The sequence below is a fragment of the Pedobacter cryoconitis genome, assembly GCF_014200605.1.
Lineage (GTDB): Bacteria > Bacteroidota > Bacteroidia > Sphingobacteriales > Sphingobacteriaceae > Pedobacter > Pedobacter cryoconitis_B.
Genome location: NZ_JACHCE010000010.1, coordinates 102205 through 119103, shown reverse-complemented (window position 1 = coordinate 119103; position 16899 = coordinate 102205). Strand labels below are relative to the sequence as shown.

Annotated in this window: 13 protein-coding genes; 9 read left to right on the top strand and 4 right to left on the bottom strand. The window is 38.8% G+C overall.

The annotated features are described in order from the left end of the window. The first annotated feature begins 50 nt into the window (after positions 1 to 50). Complete coding sequence (gene alaS / locus HDE68_RS23090) at positions 51 to 2750, top strand: alanine--tRNA ligase (RefSeq protein ID WP_183884598.1); 2700 nt, start codon at positions 51 to 53, stop codon at positions 2748 to 2750. A gap of 167 nt (positions 2751 to 2917) precedes the next feature. On the opposite strand, the gene HDE68_RS23085 is transcribed toward alaS, so the two are convergent. The 4 genes from HDE68_RS23085 to HDE68_RS23070 all read right to left on the bottom strand — a co-directional run bounded on the left by HDE68_RS23085 (position 2918) and on the right by HDE68_RS23070 (position 7071). Further along, positions 2918 to 3793 carry a hypothetical protein gene (locus HDE68_RS23085; RefSeq protein WP_183884597.1) on the bottom strand — a complete coding sequence of 292 codons (876 nt, stop codon included), beginning with the start codon at positions 3791 to 3793 and terminating at the stop codon, positions 2918 to 2920. A gap of 22 nt (positions 3794 to 3815) precedes the next feature. Further along, positions 3816 to 5867, bottom strand: a complete 2052-nt coding sequence (locus HDE68_RS23080; protein ID WP_183884596.1) for a heavy metal translocating P-type ATPase — start codon at positions 5865 to 5867, stop codon at positions 3816 to 3818. Between the two features lie 97 nt (positions 5868 to 5964). Then, positions 5965 to 6378 (bottom strand): Fur family transcriptional regulator, encoded by a 414-nt coding sequence (locus HDE68_RS23075; protein ID WP_183884595.1) that lies wholly within the window; start codon positions 6376 to 6378, stop codon positions 5965 to 5967. A 105-nt stretch (positions 6379 to 6483) separates the two neighbouring features. Further along, positions 6484 to 7071 (bottom strand): hypothetical protein, encoded by a 588-nt coding sequence (locus tag HDE68_RS23070; RefSeq protein ID WP_183884594.1) that lies wholly within the window; start codon positions 7069 to 7071, stop codon positions 6484 to 6486. A gap of 142 nt (positions 7072 to 7213) precedes the next feature. Here HDE68_RS23070 and gatB point away from each other — a divergent pair, with 142 nt between their 5' ends. The 8 genes from gatB to HDE68_RS23030 all read left to right on the top strand — a co-directional run bounded on the left by gatB (position 7214) and on the right by HDE68_RS23030 (position 16896). After that, positions 7214 to 8677, top strand: a complete 1464-nt coding sequence (gene gatB / locus HDE68_RS23065) for an Asp-tRNA(Asn)/Glu-tRNA(Gln) amidotransferase subunit GatB (RefSeq protein ID WP_183884593.1) — start codon at positions 7214 to 7216, stop codon at positions 8675 to 8677. Between the two features lie 24 nt (positions 8678 to 8701). Beyond that, positions 8702 to 9808, top strand: coding sequence for a TlpA disulfide reductase family protein (locus HDE68_RS23060; RefSeq protein ID WP_183884592.1), 1107 nt, complete (start codon positions 8702 to 8704; stop codon positions 9806 to 9808). 105 nt (positions 9809 to 9913) lie between these two features. Then, positions 9914 to 10603: a response regulator transcription factor gene (locus tag HDE68_RS23055; protein WP_183866448.1), complete on the top strand. Its 690-nt coding sequence runs from the start codon at positions 9914 to 9916 to the stop codon at positions 10601 to 10603. A 71-nt stretch (positions 10604 to 10674) separates the two neighbouring features. Next, the gene (locus HDE68_RS23050; protein WP_183884591.1) at positions 10675 to 11397 is read left to right on the top strand and encodes an RluA family pseudouridine synthase; all 723 of its coding nucleotides are present in this window, start codon (positions 10675 to 10677) and stop codon (positions 11395 to 11397) included. 11 nt (positions 11398 to 11408) lie between these two features. After that, positions 11409 to 13199, top strand: a complete 1791-nt coding sequence (locus HDE68_RS23045; RefSeq protein WP_183884590.1) for a chloride channel protein — start codon at positions 11409 to 11411, stop codon at positions 13197 to 13199. Between the two features lie 237 nt (positions 13200 to 13436). Beyond that, entirely contained in the window at positions 13437 to 14108 is a 672-nt protein-coding gene (locus HDE68_RS23040) for a response regulator (RefSeq protein WP_183884589.1), read from the top strand. Between the two features lie 15 nt (positions 14109 to 14123). Next, complete coding sequence (locus tag HDE68_RS23035) at positions 14124 to 15479, top strand: sensor histidine kinase (protein WP_183884588.1); 1356 nt, start codon at positions 14124 to 14126, stop codon at positions 15477 to 15479. A gap of 109 nt (positions 15480 to 15588) precedes the next feature. Further along, positions 15589 to 16896, top strand: a complete 1308-nt coding sequence (locus HDE68_RS23030) for a TolC family protein (RefSeq protein WP_183884587.1) — start codon at positions 15589 to 15591, stop codon at positions 16894 to 16896. Positions 16897 to 16899: the final 3 nt, after the last annotated feature.

The following is a 16899-nucleotide window of genomic DNA, read 5'->3' as shown; positions in this document are numbered from 1 at the left end:
GTAGAATACCGCAATAAAATTTTAATTTTGTTGGATAATTTCTACTAAGAATGACAGCAAAAGAAATCAGACAAGCATATTTAGCATTTTTTGAATCGAAACAACACCATATCGTTTCATCTGCCCCAATCGTTGTAAAGAATGATCCGACACTGATGTTTACCAATGCAGGTATGAATCAGTTTAAAGACATTTTTTTAGGAGAGGCACCAGCCAGGTACCCAAGAGTAACAGATACACAACGTTGTTTAAGGGTTTCAGGTAAACATAACGACCTGGAAGAAGTGGGGATTGATACTTATCACCATACTATGTTCGAAATGCTGGGCAACTGGAGTTTTGGTGATTACTTCAAAAAAGAGGCTATTGCGTGGAGCTGGGAGTTACTAACAGAAGTTTATGGTATTCCTAAAGATAAGTTATACGTTTCCATTTTTGAAGGAGATGAAAAAGAAGGTCTCCCAAGAGATACAGAAGCCTTCGAATTATGGAAGCAATATGTTCCTGAAGAAAGAATAGTTCTAGGAAATAAAAAAGATAATTTCTGGGAAATGGGGGATATGGGACCATGTGGCCCATGCTCTGAAATCCATGTGGATTGCCGTCCTGATGAAGAACGTGCAGCGATAAGCGGAAAAGAACTGGTCAATGCTGATCATCCACAGGTAATTGAAATCTGGAACAATGTATTTATGCAGTTCAACAGATTGAAAGATGGTTCCCTGCAACCTTTACCTGCACAGCATGTGGATACAGGAATGGGCTTTGAGCGTTTAGTCCGTGTTTTACAGAACAAGGCTTCAAACTATGATACTGATGTATTCCAGCCGCTCATCCAGTTTATTGCAAATAAAGCTGGTATAGTTTACGGAACTAACGAAAAAACAGATATCGCCATGCGTGTTATGGCCGATCATATCCGTGCAATTTCTTTTGTAATTGCCGATGGACAATTACCAGCAAACAATAAAGCGGGTTACGTAATCCGTAGAATTCTGAGAAGGGCAGTGCGTTATGCCTATACTTTCCTTGATTTGAAAGAGCCTTTCTTAAATCAGCTGGTGCCTGTTCTTGCCGAACAGTTCAAAGGTGTTTTTGAAGAATTGGTTTTACAGCAGGATTTTGTTCAGAAGGTGGTATTGGAAGAAGAAGTTTCTTTCTTAAGAACACTGGCTACAGGTATTCAGCGTTTTGAAAACTATACCGCTAAACAGGCTGAATTCCTGATGTCCGAAAATGCAATTGATCTGGAGAAATCTTTTGAGGATGCCTGGGTTTACAGTATACTGAAAGACCAGATGGTGATCTCTGGTGATTTCGCTTTTGAATTACAGGATACCTATGGATTTCCAATTGACCTGACCGAGTTGATGGCAAGGGAAAAAAGATGGACTGTAGATATGGATGAATATCATAAAAGCCTGCAAAAACAAAAAGCCAGGTCAAGAGCTGCAACTGCAATTGATACAGGCGACTGGATAACTGTACATGATGATCCTGAAACCGAATTTGTAGGTTATGACTTCCTGGAAATTGAAACTAAAATATTAAAATACAGACAAGTTACTGCAAAAGGGAAAGAGCAATATCAGATTGTATTGCAAAAAACTCCATTTTATGGGGAAAGCGGTGGTCAGGTAGGAGATACAGGCAGATTAGAAGATCATAGCAGAATGTTCTCTATTGAGATTACGGATACCAAAAAAGAGAATGGTGTGATTGTACATTTCGCAGATACATTACCAGAAGACATAGATGGTCAGTTCTGGGCTGTTGTGGACGAAGATAAGCGCGTACAAACGAATAATAACCACTCGGCAACACATTTACTCCATGCAGCATTAAAAAGCGTTTTGGGTGATCATGTAAACCAAAAAGGCTCTTTAGTAAATTCAGACTATCTGCGTTTCGATTTTTCTCACTTCGCTAAAATCACAGATGCTGAATTAGCAGAGATTGAGCATATCGTGAATAAAAGAGTAAGAGATAACATCTCGCTGAAAGAGCAGAGACTGGTGCCTTATGAGGAAGCTTTGTCGAGCGGGGTGACTGCTTTATTTGGTGAAAAGTACGGTGACTTTGTACGTATCATTACTTTCGATGATAATTATTCAAAAGAATTATGTGGTGGTACACATGTACAGGCTACTGGTCAGATTGGCTATTTCAAAATCATTTCTGAAAGTGCTGTAGCTGCTGGTGTAAGACGTATTGAGGCAATTACTGCAGATCGTGCAGAAGAATATGTAGTTAATCAGGATAAAGAAATCAGTGAATTAAGAGCCTTGCTTAAAGGAAATAAAGATTTAACCGGTGCGGTGACCGCTTTGATGGAAGAAAATGCTAAGCTCAAAAAAGAAGCGGAAAAAGCTGTGATAGAGCGTTCCGGAAATCTTAAACATGAAATCGTTCATCATATGAAAACGATTAATGGCATCAATATGATTGCAGTGCATGTAGACTTGCCAAATGCTGATGCAGTGAAGAATCTTGCTTTCTCTATTAAGGATATCGTTGATAACCTGTACCTGGTTTTCACGACCCTGATTGATGACAAACCTGGAATCAGTGTGATGTTATCTGATAACCTGGTTGCAGACAAGAAACTGAATGCTTCAAATATTGTCAGAGAACTGGCTAAGGATATTCAGGGTGGCGGAGGCGGACAGCCTTTCTACGCTACTGCAGGAGGAAAGAATAAAGAAGGATTATCAAAAGTGCTGGAGAAAGCGGCAACGTTAATTCAGTAATTAAATAATTCATTCCATATAAAAATGGGCTGTCTCAGAAGAGATAGCCCATTTTTATATCAAATGTGCTGGTAATAATCTCTACGTGCGTGGCCCTGATAGATAGCGTTGGATAAACTACAACAAGTCCTTGTTCGTCAACCGTCAGTATGGCCCCATAAACATTGTCAATTAAAAGCCGCTTTGGGTTTTAAAAACATTCTTCCATTTGCATCCCTGTGCCAGTCATAATGAGTTTCCGGCCATTTTTTTTTCTTGTCCGGCAATGGACTTTGATATTGATCCGAAGGAATACTATCTGTTTCAAATTTACCACTTGGATAATGGAATTGATAGATATAGTCAAAACGGTCAGTGGAGCTGCCCTTTGCATTAAAAACTGCAGTTTTTCCATCAGGTGACAGTGTTGTAAAGTCTGCCTGCATTCTTTCTTTCGGGTCTGGTCTGGGGATCAGGTATGCCTTTCCTATCCGCTGATTAAAAATATAATCGTTGTTTACCAACAGCAGATTACCGCCTATTTTAGAAATACCCATGTAGATATTTTCATCTCCCGAAGAGATCTGTTCTTGAACCGGACGCTCAATTCTGTAAACATTTAAGCCGTTTGGTTGCTCACAAAATACAAAAACACGGCTGCTGATATGGGAAGGGCCCGGCATATCTGCAAGGAATGCGGTTTTTTGTGGATTCAGATAATAGATCGTATAAAAATTATATAAAGGTGTTTCATCTGACTGATAATCCTCAACCAGATTTTTCAGATTAGGATTAAAGTGGATCGTTGTATCTCTGTAATTGATAATATTCCAGGACATGTGCCCTTTACGCCCAAATATACCACCTATCAATTCTTCCTTTTTACTGGTTAATGTTAGTCTTTTAAAGAGCTGCACCGTACTTTTTGCGGCTGTATTCAGTGCTGTCTTTTCCGTAAATAATTCTGCCTGATAAACTTTATCTTTCGGATGACTACAGGAAATTAAGCTGATTAGTAACAGACTTAATTTCCAAGTGTTTTTTATTCCCTGTAATCTTCTCATTTCAGGGATGAAGATAATTAAATTAAAGCTTCATTTTCTGAATTCTGACTGCGTTTAAAATCGCGAGTAAAGCAACACCCACATCTGCGATTACAGCTTCCCATAAAGTTGCTACTCCACCTGCTCCCAGGATCAGCACAATTACTTTCACGCCCATGGCCAATGCGATATTCTGCCAAACAATGTTTTTAGTCAATCTTCCGATTTTAATTGCTGTAACTATTTTGGAAGGCATATCGTTTTGAATCACGATATCGGCTGTTTCAATAGTTGCATCGCTTCCCAATCCGCCCATAGCAATCCCCGCATCGGCCAACGCCACAACAGGTGCATCATTAATTCCATCTCCAACAAAAGCGATATGTTTGCCCTGCTGTTTCAGTTCTTCTACTTTTTCTACTTTGTTTTCTGGTAAGAGATCACCAAAAGCACGGTCTATTCCTAATAATCTGCCTATTTTGTTAACCACAGCCTGTTTGTCGCCACTCAGCATCACCGTCTGGATTTTCATTTCATGCATTTCCTTTACGGCCTGTATCGCATCTTCTTTCAATTCATCGGCAATCGTAATAAATCCTGCATAAACGCCGTCTATCGCAACAACAACGACAGTATCTTCCTCTTTAGCTACTTCCTCAGCATATGTAATGTTAAACTGATCCAGTAACCTTATATTTCCAGCCAATACCTGTTTGCCGTCAATCAGGCCTTTAAGACCTTTTCCCGGCACTTCTTCTACTTCACCAATCTTTGTGTTCTGCAAAACATCACCTGCATGTAAAGTCACAGCAGTAGCAATAGGGTGAGTAGACTTACTTTCAATAGCAGCAGTTAAACGCAATAATTCTTTTTCATCGCCATTTACAGTAACTACGCGCTGTACTTTGAAAACGCCTTTAGTTAATGTTCCGGTTTTATCCATCACTACGGTATTAATCGTAGTCATCACATCCAGGAAGTTTGAGCCTTTGAACAGAATCCCGTTTTTAGAAGCCAGGCCTATCCCGCCAAAATACCCTAATGGAATGGAAACAACTAAAGCACAAGGGCAGCTAATCACTAAGAAAACAAGTCCGCGGTATAACCACTCTGCGAAAACATAGTTCGTTACAAAAAGATAGGGCAGGGCTACAACCAGTACCGCTAAAGCGAATACAATAGGAGTGTAGACTTTTGCAAATCTGGAAATGAACAACTGGGTTTTAGACTTTCTTGCTGTTGCATCCTGCACCATTTCAAGAATCCTGTTTAGCTTACTATCTTTAAATAGCGAAACTACTTTAACCTCAATTACCGTGTTCAGGTTAATCATGCCGGCCAATACACGATCACCTTTTGCTTTGGAATCTGGTTTACTTTCTCCAGTCATCGCAGAGGTGTTGAAGGTCCCTTTGTCAGAAACCAGTTCACCATCCAGTGCTACTTTTTCTCCGGCTTTAACCTGAATAAGTTCACCAATTTCAACATCTGCAGGTTTAACAGTAGTGATTTTTCCATCCCTGATTACATCTACTGTATCCGGACGGATATCTAATAATGCTTTAATACTACGTTTTGCGTTAGAAACAGCTACATCCTGGAACCATTCTCCGATAGAATAAAATACCATGACTGCTACCCCTTCACTATAGGAACCAATCGAGAATGCGCCAATTGTTGCCACACTCATCAGGAAAAATTCATTAAAGAAATCAAGACGCATTGCTTTTCTGAAAGCTAGTTTTAATACATTATAACCAGCTAATAAGTAGGCTGCACCAAAAATCAGCAGAGAGATCAGGTTAGCTGGTACAATTTTGAAACCATACTCCAGTGTTAACATGACTGCTAATATGACTAAAGAAGCCAGCAGAGGAATCTGGCCTCTCCAGCCAGAATTTTCCCCGTCACCATGGTCATGGTCATGGTCGTGGTCGTGGTCATGGTCCCCATGATTATGGCCTTTTGTCTCATGACTATGACCTTCATGACTATGTGTATGTGGTTTTGAATTATTCTCTTTTTGCGCTGCGGCAGGTTTTCTGTCTGCAATTGTAGTTGTATCGCAGCAGGTATCTATATTTTTTGAGGCCATAATGATAGTATCTTATTCAAAAGAGAGGTATTAAGCTAAGCTTTTTCTCTTTAAGAACAAAGGTACTTTAAACAACAGCGCAATAGCATTGCAAAAATCAGATGCACTTATTGCATATACCTTTTACAATGAGATTTACCTCTTCAGTTTTAAAACCATCTGGTAAAGAAATCTGTGGAATATGGTGTTTAGGCAGGCAGGAGGTCTCCCGGCAGGTGTTACAGAAAAAATGAACGTGCAGATCGTGATGATGTCCGGCTTCGCAATCATTTTCGCAAAGCGCGTATTTAGTTGCACCAGAGCCATCATCAATGCTGTGAACCAGTCCTTTTTCTTCAAATTTCTTTAAAGCACGGTATAAAGTAATCCGGTCCGAAGGGTCTAATCCTTTTTCTAAATCCGTCAGACTGATAGCAGAAGACTGCTTTAACAGAAAATCCAGTACCAATAAGCGCATGGCTGTAGGATTAATATTTTTCTGCGTCAGGATTACTTCTATGTTCTCAGTCATGGTCAAAAGAATTATTGCATTGCTTTAAATAGCGTATAAAAAAAGTATCACAACCCAAAGGTCGTGATACTTTAAAAAAAATAGGTAATTTATTAGTAATATCTGTTAATTGCGGCCTCCGCGACCTCTTCCGTGATCGCCGCCTCTGTCACCGCCGTGGTTTCTGTCTCCATGGTCACCTCTGCCGCCTCTGTCATTTCCTCTTCCCCGGTTGTTTCCATTATTTCCGTTTCCCCAATGGTTACCATTATTTCCATGGCCCCAGCCATTGCCTCTTCCTCTGTCATAATTGCGCTCGGAACGGTAATTATTTCTAACCACTACTCTTGATGGCCTGCTGTAATAATTATTACTTACATATTGTGTTCTGTAATAATTGTGTCTTGTCCATGGATTAGCATAGTTATTGATCACTACTTTTCTGCCTCCATATAAATCATAACCCCGGTATCTCGAAGGTAGAGATCTGGCATGAATCCACCTGTTTCCACTCAGATAAACAAATTGTCTGGTCGGTACATAGTAATAACTATCTACATCGGGCAGGTAATAGTAATCTACATGATTGTAACCTCTGGGCCCCCATTGAGGTTGTGAGCCGATATTAATACTTAAACTCACCTGGGCTTTCGCCACTGGAGCCACCGCCAGGGATGCAATCCCGATAGCAGCAATTAAAAGTAATTTTTTCATAACGTTTCAATTTTGTGTGTGTATGTAAATTGTCAAAGTTTGTGCCATGATTATAATTGCGTCCTAAACCCATGGTCATAAACTTATTTGGTTATATTTGTGAGACAGTAATTCACGATGTTTTTTAATTTATTGCCCTTAAATGAGTACGAAAACTGCTATTTCTCCCACAGCATTTGAATTGGTATCAGGCTTAGAGATTCACGTTCAGTTAAATACAAAATCGAAAATATTTTCTTCAGATAGCGCAGCATTTGGTGCAAAGCCTAATGCACATATCTCTCCTGTTTCATTGGCTTTGCCTGGTGCATTACCGAAAATGAATAAAGAAGTAGTAGGAAAAGCTATCAGAATGGGCCTGGCCTTAAACTGTACGATTAATCAGCATAACTACTTTGACAGGAAAAACTATTTCTATGCCGATCTTCCTAAAGGTTATCAGATCACTCAGGACAACAAGCCGGTTTGCCAGAACGGATATATCGACCTGGTCTTAAGTGACGGTACTGAAAAGAGGATAGGGATCAACAGGATCCATATGGAAGAAGATGCAGGTAAAAGTTTGCATGATCAGGATGATCACTTTTCTTTTGTAGATCTGAACAGGGCAGGAGTGCCTCTGATTGAAATTGTAACAGAACCTGATATCCGCTCTGCAGAAGAGGCTTCAGTATTGCTTACCGAATTAAGAAAGCTGGTGAGGCACCTGGATGTGGGTGATGGGAATATGGAAGAAGGTAGTTTCCGTTGCGATGCTAATATTTCTATCCGTGAAAACGGGACTACAGAATTTGGTACGCGCTGTGAAGTGAAAAATCTGAATTCCATCCGTAACGTCCGCAGGGCAATGGAATTTGAATTTAACCGTCAGATCGGAGTGATCACTAACGGTGGGACAATCGTTCAGAGCACTTTAACTTTTGATGCAGATCATGGAACAACAGCCCCTATGCGGACTAAAGAAATGGCTAACGATTACCGTTATTTCCCGGATCCGGATTTACCGCCTTTATATATCTCTGATGAATGGCTGGCTGCATTAAAAGCAGCAATGCCGGCATTGCCCCGTGAAATCACTGCAAAACTGATGGCAGACTTTGGTCTGAATAACTCGGAAGCTTTGATTTTTACAGAGGATAAAGAGCTGCTGGACTATTTGAATGCAGCTTTAGCTTTAGTAAAAAGCCCTAAAAATCTGATTAACTGGTTAACCGGTCCAATCAGGGCATTATTGAATGAACAGAATTTAACAATTACTACCTTTAAGGTTAGCCCTGCACAACTTGCTGCGGTTGTCAATCTGGTAGAAGAAAAGAAAATCACCCAGCAAATTGCTTTGCAACAGTTGTTACCGGCTATTCAATCCAGCCCTGAAGCTGATGCTGCGGCGCTTGCCGGGGCAATGAATCTGCTGATTGTGGAGAATGCTGATGAGCTGTCGGGTTTTGTTGATCAGGTCATGGAAAAATTCAAACCACAGGTTGCAGCCTATAAAACCGGGAAAAAAGGAGTTTTAGGTTTATTTGTTGGCGAAGTGATGAAGCTGGCAAAAGGGAAAGCAGATCCCGCAAAAATTAATGAACTGTTATTGGAAAAATTAAAATAAGGAATAATCTATATATTATATCATATGAACAAACTAGCCACCCTTTTAATCGTATGTGTTGCATTTGTCGCTTGTAATGACAAAAGTAAATTTGAGATCAGCGGGAAATTTGAACATGCTAAACCACAGTCAAAGGTTTATTTATACGGAATTAACAAAGCAAGTGAGACGCCCCTGGATTCGACGGTATTATCAGACAAAGGAGAATTTAAGTTTAGCAGAAGTACACCTGAAGTGGATTTTTTCAGAATAAAGATCGATAACAGTGAATACATGCTGATTGCTAAAAATGGCGATGTCATTAAATTAGATGCAGACCTTGCAGATAAAGGACTTGCTTATAAAATATCAGGAGCAGCAGAGGCCGACAAACTGGAAGAGCTGAACAAAAATAAAAATGAGTATGTAGCGAAAATTGCAGCTCTACAGGCACAGTTTGAACAAAATGTAGCCAACCAGCCAAATAACAGAGATGCTATAGCCAACCAGATGAGACCGGCATTGATCAAAGAAAATGAATCACTGGTTAATTATATCCTGAAATTTGCAATGGATAATACAAATTCTCTTGCCGGATTCTACGCTATAAATTCTCTGAACCCAAGTGATTACGAGAAAGAAATGATTGCTTACTCAGAAAAAATCAAAAGTAATTTCAATAAAAACGAAGCAGTGACTGACTTCCTGGTTAGAATGGCTAAACTGAGATCTGTTCAGATTGGTCAGATTGCACCAGATTTTACAATGAATACCATTGATGGAAAAACTGTTAAATTATCAGACTTAAGAGGTAAATATGTTTTGCTTGATTTCTGGGCTTCATGGTGTCAGCCCTGCAGACAGGAAAACCCAAACGTAGTGAAGGTTTTTAATAAGTATAAAGATAGAAAATTCACCATCTTAGGTGTATCGCTGGATAAAGATCCTGTAGCATGGAAGCAAGCAGTAATTGCCGACGGATTAACCTGGACACATGCCAGTGAACTAAAAGATTTTGAAAGCCCTACCGTAAGAATGTACCAGGTAGAAGCTATTCCAAGCTCATTTATATTAGACCCGGCAGGTAAAATCATTGCTAAAAACCTTAGAGCAGAAGAACTTGACGCTTTTTTAGGTAAGACTTTACGTTAACCCTAATTCAATGTTAAACTAAGGGGTGTCATTAACAATTTGTTAACTTACCTTTAACCTAGTTATACAAATGATTACTTAATTTCGTAACAAATATTTAAAGACATGAGCGCCGTAAAACAAAAGATACTGATAGTTGATGATGAACCTGATATCTTAGAGTTAGTTGAATATAACCTTAAAAAAGAGGGTTATCAGGTTTACCTGGCAAGCAACGGGCAGGATGGTATAGCAGTTGCAAAAAAAGTGCATCCTGATCTGATCATCCTGGATATCATGATGCCTAAGATGGATGGAATTGAAGCCTGCCGTCTGATGCGTGCTATTCCTGAGTTTAAAAATACATTCATGGTATTTCTAACTGCAAGAAGTGAAGAGTATTCTGAAATTGCTGGTTTTAATGTAGGTGCAGATGATTATATCGCTAAACCAATTAAGCCACGTGCCCTGGTTAGCCGTATCAATGCAATTCTGAGAAGAAACGTAAGTAATGATGAGATTTCTGAAAACAAAGTTGAAATTGGCGATTTAGTAATCGACAGAGAAGCTTACCTTGTTTATCAGAGCGGACAGAAAGTAGTGCTGGCAAAGAAAGAATTTGAATTGCTTTATCTGCTTGCTTCTAAACCTGGAAAAGTATATACCAGAGAGTCTATTCTTAAAAATATCTGGGAAGATTCTGTAGTGGTAACTAACCGGACTATAGATGTGCATATCCGTAAATTGAGAGAGAAACTGGGAGAAACTTATGTGGCAACTGTAAAAGGAGTAGGCTATAAATTCGAACTTTCTTAATCATTTACATTCTTATTTCAAATGGTAAGAGATGAAATTGTACTTTTGTACTGTTTTATAAATCCATACCATTGAAATATCCTTCATTTAAAGACCTCATTCTATTCGAAGACGATAACCATATCGTTGTAAATAAGCCGCCATTTGTTGCCTCATTAGACGAACGTGGCGGCTCCGGCGAAGTCAATATACTTCGCCTTGCAAAACAGTATTCAGCTGATGCTCAGGTTTGTCACCGTTTGGACAAAGAGACTTCAGGTGCAATCATCATTGCTAAAAATCCAGAAGCCTACCGCTCAGTTTCTATGCAGTTTGAAAAACGTAAAGTTAAAAAAACGTATCATGCTGTTGTAGACGGACTGTTTACATTCAATGAGCTTTTTATTGACCTGCCTATCTTAAACGATGGAAACAGAAGTGTAACCATCGACCGTAAGGAAGGAAAACGTGCAGAAACGATTTTTAATTCTATTAAATTTTACAGACACTATACTTTAGTAGAATGTAAACCGATTACAGGACGTATGCACCAGATCAGGATTCACCTGGCTACCCAGCGTGCTGCAATTTGTGGTGATACCCTTTATAAAGGTAAACCTGTATTTCTTTCCAGTATCAAAAAAGGATACAGAATTGCGAAAGATGATGAAGAGCTGCCTATTATGAAGCGTTTTGCCCTTCATGCCAAACATGTTATCTTTAAAGGACTGGATGGTGAAGATATCGAAATTGATGCGCCATATCCTAAGGACTTTGCAACACTGATTAAATTGTTAGATAAATTCGATTGCTAAAATTATAAGAAATGTATGTAAGACTGGTCAACTATCTTGACGCTGTAAATCAATACCGCAGGACAAAAATCTCCAACAGAAATTTCCTCGTTATAGCGGCCATGATAGTTGGCGTTTTAGCCGGACTCGCTGCGGCGCTCCTGAAAACGATTACCCATCATATTGAAGACTTTCTGCAGGATGGTTTTCACTGGCAGTACAAGTATTATTTGTTCCTTGTATTTCCTTTTATTGGTATCCTGCTTTCTGTGATGTATGTCAGGCGTTTTATCCGGAAAGGAAAATTTGAAACCGGATTAACCCCTTTGCTATATACAATCTCCAGGAAATCAAGCAGGGTAGAACCGCATAATATCTATTCACAGATTATCACTGCTGCATTAACTGTAGGCTTTGGAGGTTCAACCGGGCTGGAAGCACCAATTGTTACCAGTGGTGGAGGAATAGGTTCTGTTGTGGGGCGCTTTTTAGGCCTGTCTTACCGCGAAACGACTATGCTGCTGGCATGTGGTGCAGCTGCAGGTATTGCAGGTGCATTCAACAGCCCTATTGCGGGAATAGTTTTCGCTATTGAAATTCTTTTACCTGAGTTTACCATTCCTGCATTTATACCCTTATTGCTTTCTTCGGCTACAGCTGCAGTAGTAGCCAGGTTCTTTTACAATGAGCAATTGTTCTTTCTGGTTACTGAAGGCTGGAAATTCAATTCGCTGATCTGGTATGTTGTACTGGCTTTTCTGATTGGTTTATTCTCGATGTACTTTACCAAAGCCAATTACTTTATTAAAGGCATGTTCTATAAAATCAAACACCCTTATAAAAAAGTAGTGGTTGGTGGTATAGTGCTGGGGGCAATGGTTTTTCTTTTCCCTACGCTGTATGGAGAGGGCTATGTGACTATCAAAAATCTTTTAGGCGGAAACTATACTGCGGTAATTACAAACAGTATCTTTTCATCCTATAGTAATATACCTACTGTTGTTATTTTATTCACTGCAATTACTGTATTTGCAAAATCGGCAGCCACACTGGTTACCCTTGGGGCAGGTGGTAACGGAGGGATTTTCGCACCCAGTTTAATCATGGGCGGGCTGATTGGTTTCCTTCTTGCTTTCACCATTAATACTTTAGGGATTGCCCATGTGAATGTTTCTAATTTTATTGTTGCAGGAATGGCAGCTTCATTAAGTGCCATCATGCATGCACCGCTGACCGGGATATTCCTGATTGCTGAAATTACCGGAGGATACGTACTGATGGTACCTTTAATGATTACATCGGCTATTTCTTACCTGATCAACAGAAGCACAAATAAATATTCGATCTACACTAAACCTCTTGCTGAAAGCGGTGAATTGATGTCTCATGAGGACAAAGACACGACGGTATTGCATATGATGAAGCTGAAATACCTGGTAGAGAAAGATTATCTTACCTTGAATGAAGAAGAAACCATTGCAGAAAAATTATCGGAGATCCTGCAGTCTAAAAGGAACATATTCCCTGTAATTGCAGAGGACAATACTTTTAAAGGGCTTATTTATGTGGAGGATGTATTGAAAAAAGCTATCAATAACCCTGCTAATCCTGATCTCACTGTACACGATCTGATGCAGACAGCACCATCTATCGTATATATTAACGACTCGCTTAAAATAGTGCTGAAAAAAATGGAAAAAGAAAATGCCTGGTTATTACCTGTTCTGAATGAGCAGGAAGAATATATCGGCTTTGTTTCTAAAACAGCAGTATTCAATAAATATCGTGCTTTACTTAGCCGTCAGGCTGATTATATGGAATAAATTCTATGCAGCTCCTGTCTTTTCGGGAGCTGCCTTACCTTTTGTTCTGCTTGCTGTACTCATTTTAATGTTGTTTTAATTTATAGCAGCTTCATTCTCAGAACGATTCAATTTTCAATAATATTATTGCTAATAATTTGATAATCAACATTAAAATTCTTTAATGTGGGTTAAAATTACCTTTGTTCAGGTTATCTTTGAGCACGCGCAATAGGCGCTGATCAAAATACAAAGAAGATGAACATTTTAATGATTGAAGACGAACCAAAGGTTGCTGCTTTTATTAAAAAAGGGCTGGAAGAGCAGTTGAATACGGTGACTGTTGCTTATGATGGAAATATGGGCTGTAAAATGGCTCTTGAAAACGATTATGAGCTGATTATCCTGGATGTGATACTTCCATATATCAACGGAATGGAAGTTTGTAAACAAATCAGGCAGTTAAAAAAAGAAGTTCCTATTTTAATGCTTTCTGCATTGAATACGGTAAGTGATAAAGTACAGGGATTAGAAAATGGGGCAGATGATTATCTGACCAAGCCTTTTCATTTTGCAGAATTGCTGGCCCGCATCAAAGCTTTAGGCAGACGCCGTGACCAGGTGCTTCCGGGAACTGTTTTCAGGATTCATGACCTGGAAATGGATTGTTATAAAAAGACAGTAACCCGTGGTGGGAAAAATATCATTCTGTCAGCTAAGGAATTCACGCTGCTTGAAGTCCTGATGGCAAATAAAGAACGGGTACTTTCAAGAGTATATATTGCTGAGGCAGTGTGGGGCATATCTTTCAACAGAGGTACCAACCTGATTGATGTTTATATTAACTATTTGCGTACTAAGATTGATAAAGGTTTTGATATGCCATTGATACATACTGTGATTGGAATGGGGTATGTAATAAAAGGATAATTTGGGTAGATTTCTATGAAGGTTAAAAACAGATTGTCGCTGCAGTTTACTTTTATGTTCGCCATTTTACTCTTGGTGGTTTTAACAGGTATTTATTTGTTTGTAGAGCATAACCGTTTAAAGTCTTTTCTGAATAAGCTCGATGAAAGGGCTGTCATTGTGGCCCAGTTCTATCTTGCAGAGGATAACCTTTCTAAAGATATATTCAAACAGGTAGCCAAGAAGTTTCCCCAGTCGCTTACGCACGAATCAATCAGGATTTATGATGATCACTTCAATTCCAAATTCACAAGAGATGATTCTGTTGGCTGGAAGCATGATTTTTTAGCACAGATCGTTAAAAAGAAATCTATTCATGCCCGTCAGGGAGAAACCCAGATTACAGGAATATATTATCCGGACAATTCTGGTAATTTTATCGTAGTCGTTTCTGCAATTGATGAGCGTGGATTACATGATATGGAACAGCTGAGACTGATTATGTCCATGTTTTTCATCAGTTCACTTTTTATTACCTTTTTTATAGGGCGTATTTTTGCCAGTATTTCTATACAGCCAATCGTTTCTATCACAGGAAACCTTAAAAGAATAAGGGCTTCCAGTTTACATCACAGGCTACCTGTGAATACGGTTAAAACCGATGAGACAGATAAACTTTCATCCACTATTAATCAATTATTAGAACATCTCGAACAATCGTTTGAAAGCCAGAAGTCTTTTGTTGCCAATGCTTCGCATGAGTTAAGGACTCCCATAACCTCCATTTTGGGCGAAGCCGAAATTACATTAATGAAAGACCGGAGCCCTGAAGAGTATAAACATGCCCTTGAAGAAATTGTAGGTAGTGTAGAAAGATTAAATTACATTATTAACAGCTTGATGGAGCTGATGCAGACCAATTTAGATAATAAGGATTTTCAAAGCATCAGAATCGATGAACTGATTTGGGAAATAGCTGATGAACTGGCATTTAAAACAAATACTGATAATATTAAAATCAGTTATGATTTACCAGCAGATCTGTCAAAGAGTACTTTGCAGGGCAACAGACAGTTATTGTTTATTGCGATTAGTAATATTCTGAAAAATGCGATAAAATTCTCAGAAGGACAGGAGGTTTTATGTAAAGTAAGTTATCATAACCGCCATATGGTGATTACCATACGTGATCGCGGTATAGGTATTGATGAGAACGATCTTAAAAAGATATTTCAACCTTTTTACCGCTCTGCCAATGCATTGAATTTTTCGGGATATGGCATAGGCCTTTCTTTAACGAATAATATTATTCGGCAGCATAATGGTACGATCGAGGTAAAGTCCGTGCTGGGACAGGGCACTGTTTTCTCTCTTTCTTTCCCTTTAGGATAGTAAAATATACACATTAAAGATTTCTAATGTCTTTCTAATGGCCGTGTAACCTCATATTAAGTACTCCCTAATACCTGTAATATAGCTTTGTTGTTAAAATAATAAAGCTATGCAATCTAAATTTTTGCTACCCGCATTTCTAGTGTCTCTATGTTTATTTGCAAATATAGATTCCTCTTATGGAAGGGATGATGGACATGACATTCCGCGTGATACTTTAAGTATAACGATAAAACAGGCTGAAGATCTTTTTATCAAAAACAACCTGAGCCTTATTGCCAGTAAATATAATATTGATAATGCGAAAGCACAGGTCATTACGGCCCGGTTATTTGATAACCCGCAAATTGGATTTGAAAATGGATTATATAATCCTGATTCTAAAAAGTTTCTGGACATCAGTAAAGACGGTGGTCAGCAATCTGCTAACATATCCCAGCTTTTCCAGACAGCAGGGAAGCGGAATAAAAATATACAATTAGCTAAACTAGGTGTTCAGCAGGCAGAATATCAGTTCTTCGATTTACTGCGTACACTGAAATATACCTTAAGAACAGATTTTTATAAGATCTATTTTCAGGAACAGTCAGCTAAAGTATATGCTAAGGAGATTAATTCCCTGTCTAAAACATTAATCGGTTTCCAGCAGCAATACGCTAAAGAGAATATCGCATTAAAGGAAGTACTTCGTATCCAGTCTCAGTTATATACGCTGCAATCAGAATTAAATGATTTGAAAGACGGAATTGACGATGTGCAAAGTGAATTTAAGTTATTGATCCGTACCGACGCTAAAAAATATATTGTGCCCCAGTTAGAATTTAACCTGGATGGTAAAGATGCATTGCAGCAGGTAACTTACAAAAACCTTCTTGATTCGGCCTATAATAATCGTTACGACTTAAAGGTAGCACATTCAGCAATTGAATATAGTAATGTGAATTTAAGATTGCAGAAAGCAATGGTGGTGCCGGATATCACCATGTCTGTTACTTATGATAAACAGGGTAGTTATATTAAACATTATACCGGATTAGGAATTAGTATTCCTTTGCCGCTGTTTAACCGTAACCAGGGAAATATCAGACAGGCAAAAATTGCTATAGATGAAAATAAGCTGGCCCTGACACAACAGGAAGAACAGATACAGAGTGATCTTGACAATAGTTATCAAAGTGCAGACAGGCTGGAAAAATTGTACAATAGTTTTGATCCTAAGTTTAAGACAGATTTTAATCATTTAATTGAAGAAGTCTTCAGGAACTATCAAAAGCACAATATCAGTTTGCTTGAATTCCTGGATTTTTATGACTCCTATAAAACCAATACGATCCAGCTCAATAATCTTCAGCTAAACAGGATCAGTTCACTGGAACAATTAAACTATATCACTGGTACTCAATTTTTCAATCAATAATAA

Bases quoted from the DNA above. Each gene is read 5' to 3' on its own strand.
- alaS (WP_183884598.1), top strand. From the start codon at position 51: ATGACAGCAAAAGAAATCAGACAAGCATATTTAGCATTTTTTGAATCG.
- HDE68_RS23085 (WP_183884597.1), bottom strand. From the start codon at position 3,793: ATGAGAAGATTACAGGGAATAAAAAACACTTGGAAATTAAGTCTGTTA.
- HDE68_RS23080 (WP_183884596.1), bottom strand. From the start codon at position 5,867: ATGGCCTCAAAAAATATAGATACCTGCTGCGATACAACTACAATTGCA.
- HDE68_RS23075 (WP_183884595.1), bottom strand. From the start codon at position 6,378: ATGACTGAGAACATAGAAGTAATCCTGACGCAGAAAAATATTAATCCT.
- HDE68_RS23070 (WP_183884594.1), bottom strand. From the start codon at position 7,071: ATGAAAAAATTACTTTTAATTGCTGCTATCGGGATTGCATCCCTGGCG.
- gatB (WP_183884593.1), top strand. From the start codon at position 7,214: ATGAGTACGAAAACTGCTATTTCTCCCACAGCATTTGAATTGGTATCA.
- HDE68_RS23060 (WP_183884592.1), top strand. From the start codon at position 8,702: ATGAACAAACTAGCCACCCTTTTAATCGTATGTGTTGCATTTGTCGCT.
- HDE68_RS23055 (WP_183866448.1), top strand. From the start codon at position 9,914: ATGAGCGCCGTAAAACAAAAGATACTGATAGTTGATGATGAACCTGAT.
- HDE68_RS23045 (WP_183884590.1), top strand. From the start codon at position 11,409: ATGTATGTAAGACTGGTCAACTATCTTGACGCTGTAAATCAATACCGC.
- HDE68_RS23040 (WP_183884589.1), top strand. From the start codon at position 13,437: ATGAACATTTTAATGATTGAAGACGAACCAAAGGTTGCTGCTTTTATT.
- HDE68_RS23035 (WP_183884588.1), top strand. From the start codon at position 14,124: ATGAAGGTTAAAAACAGATTGTCGCTGCAGTTTACTTTTATGTTCGCC.
- HDE68_RS23030 (WP_183884587.1), top strand. From the start codon at position 15,589: ATGCAATCTAAATTTTTGCTACCCGCATTTCTAGTGTCTCTATGTTTA.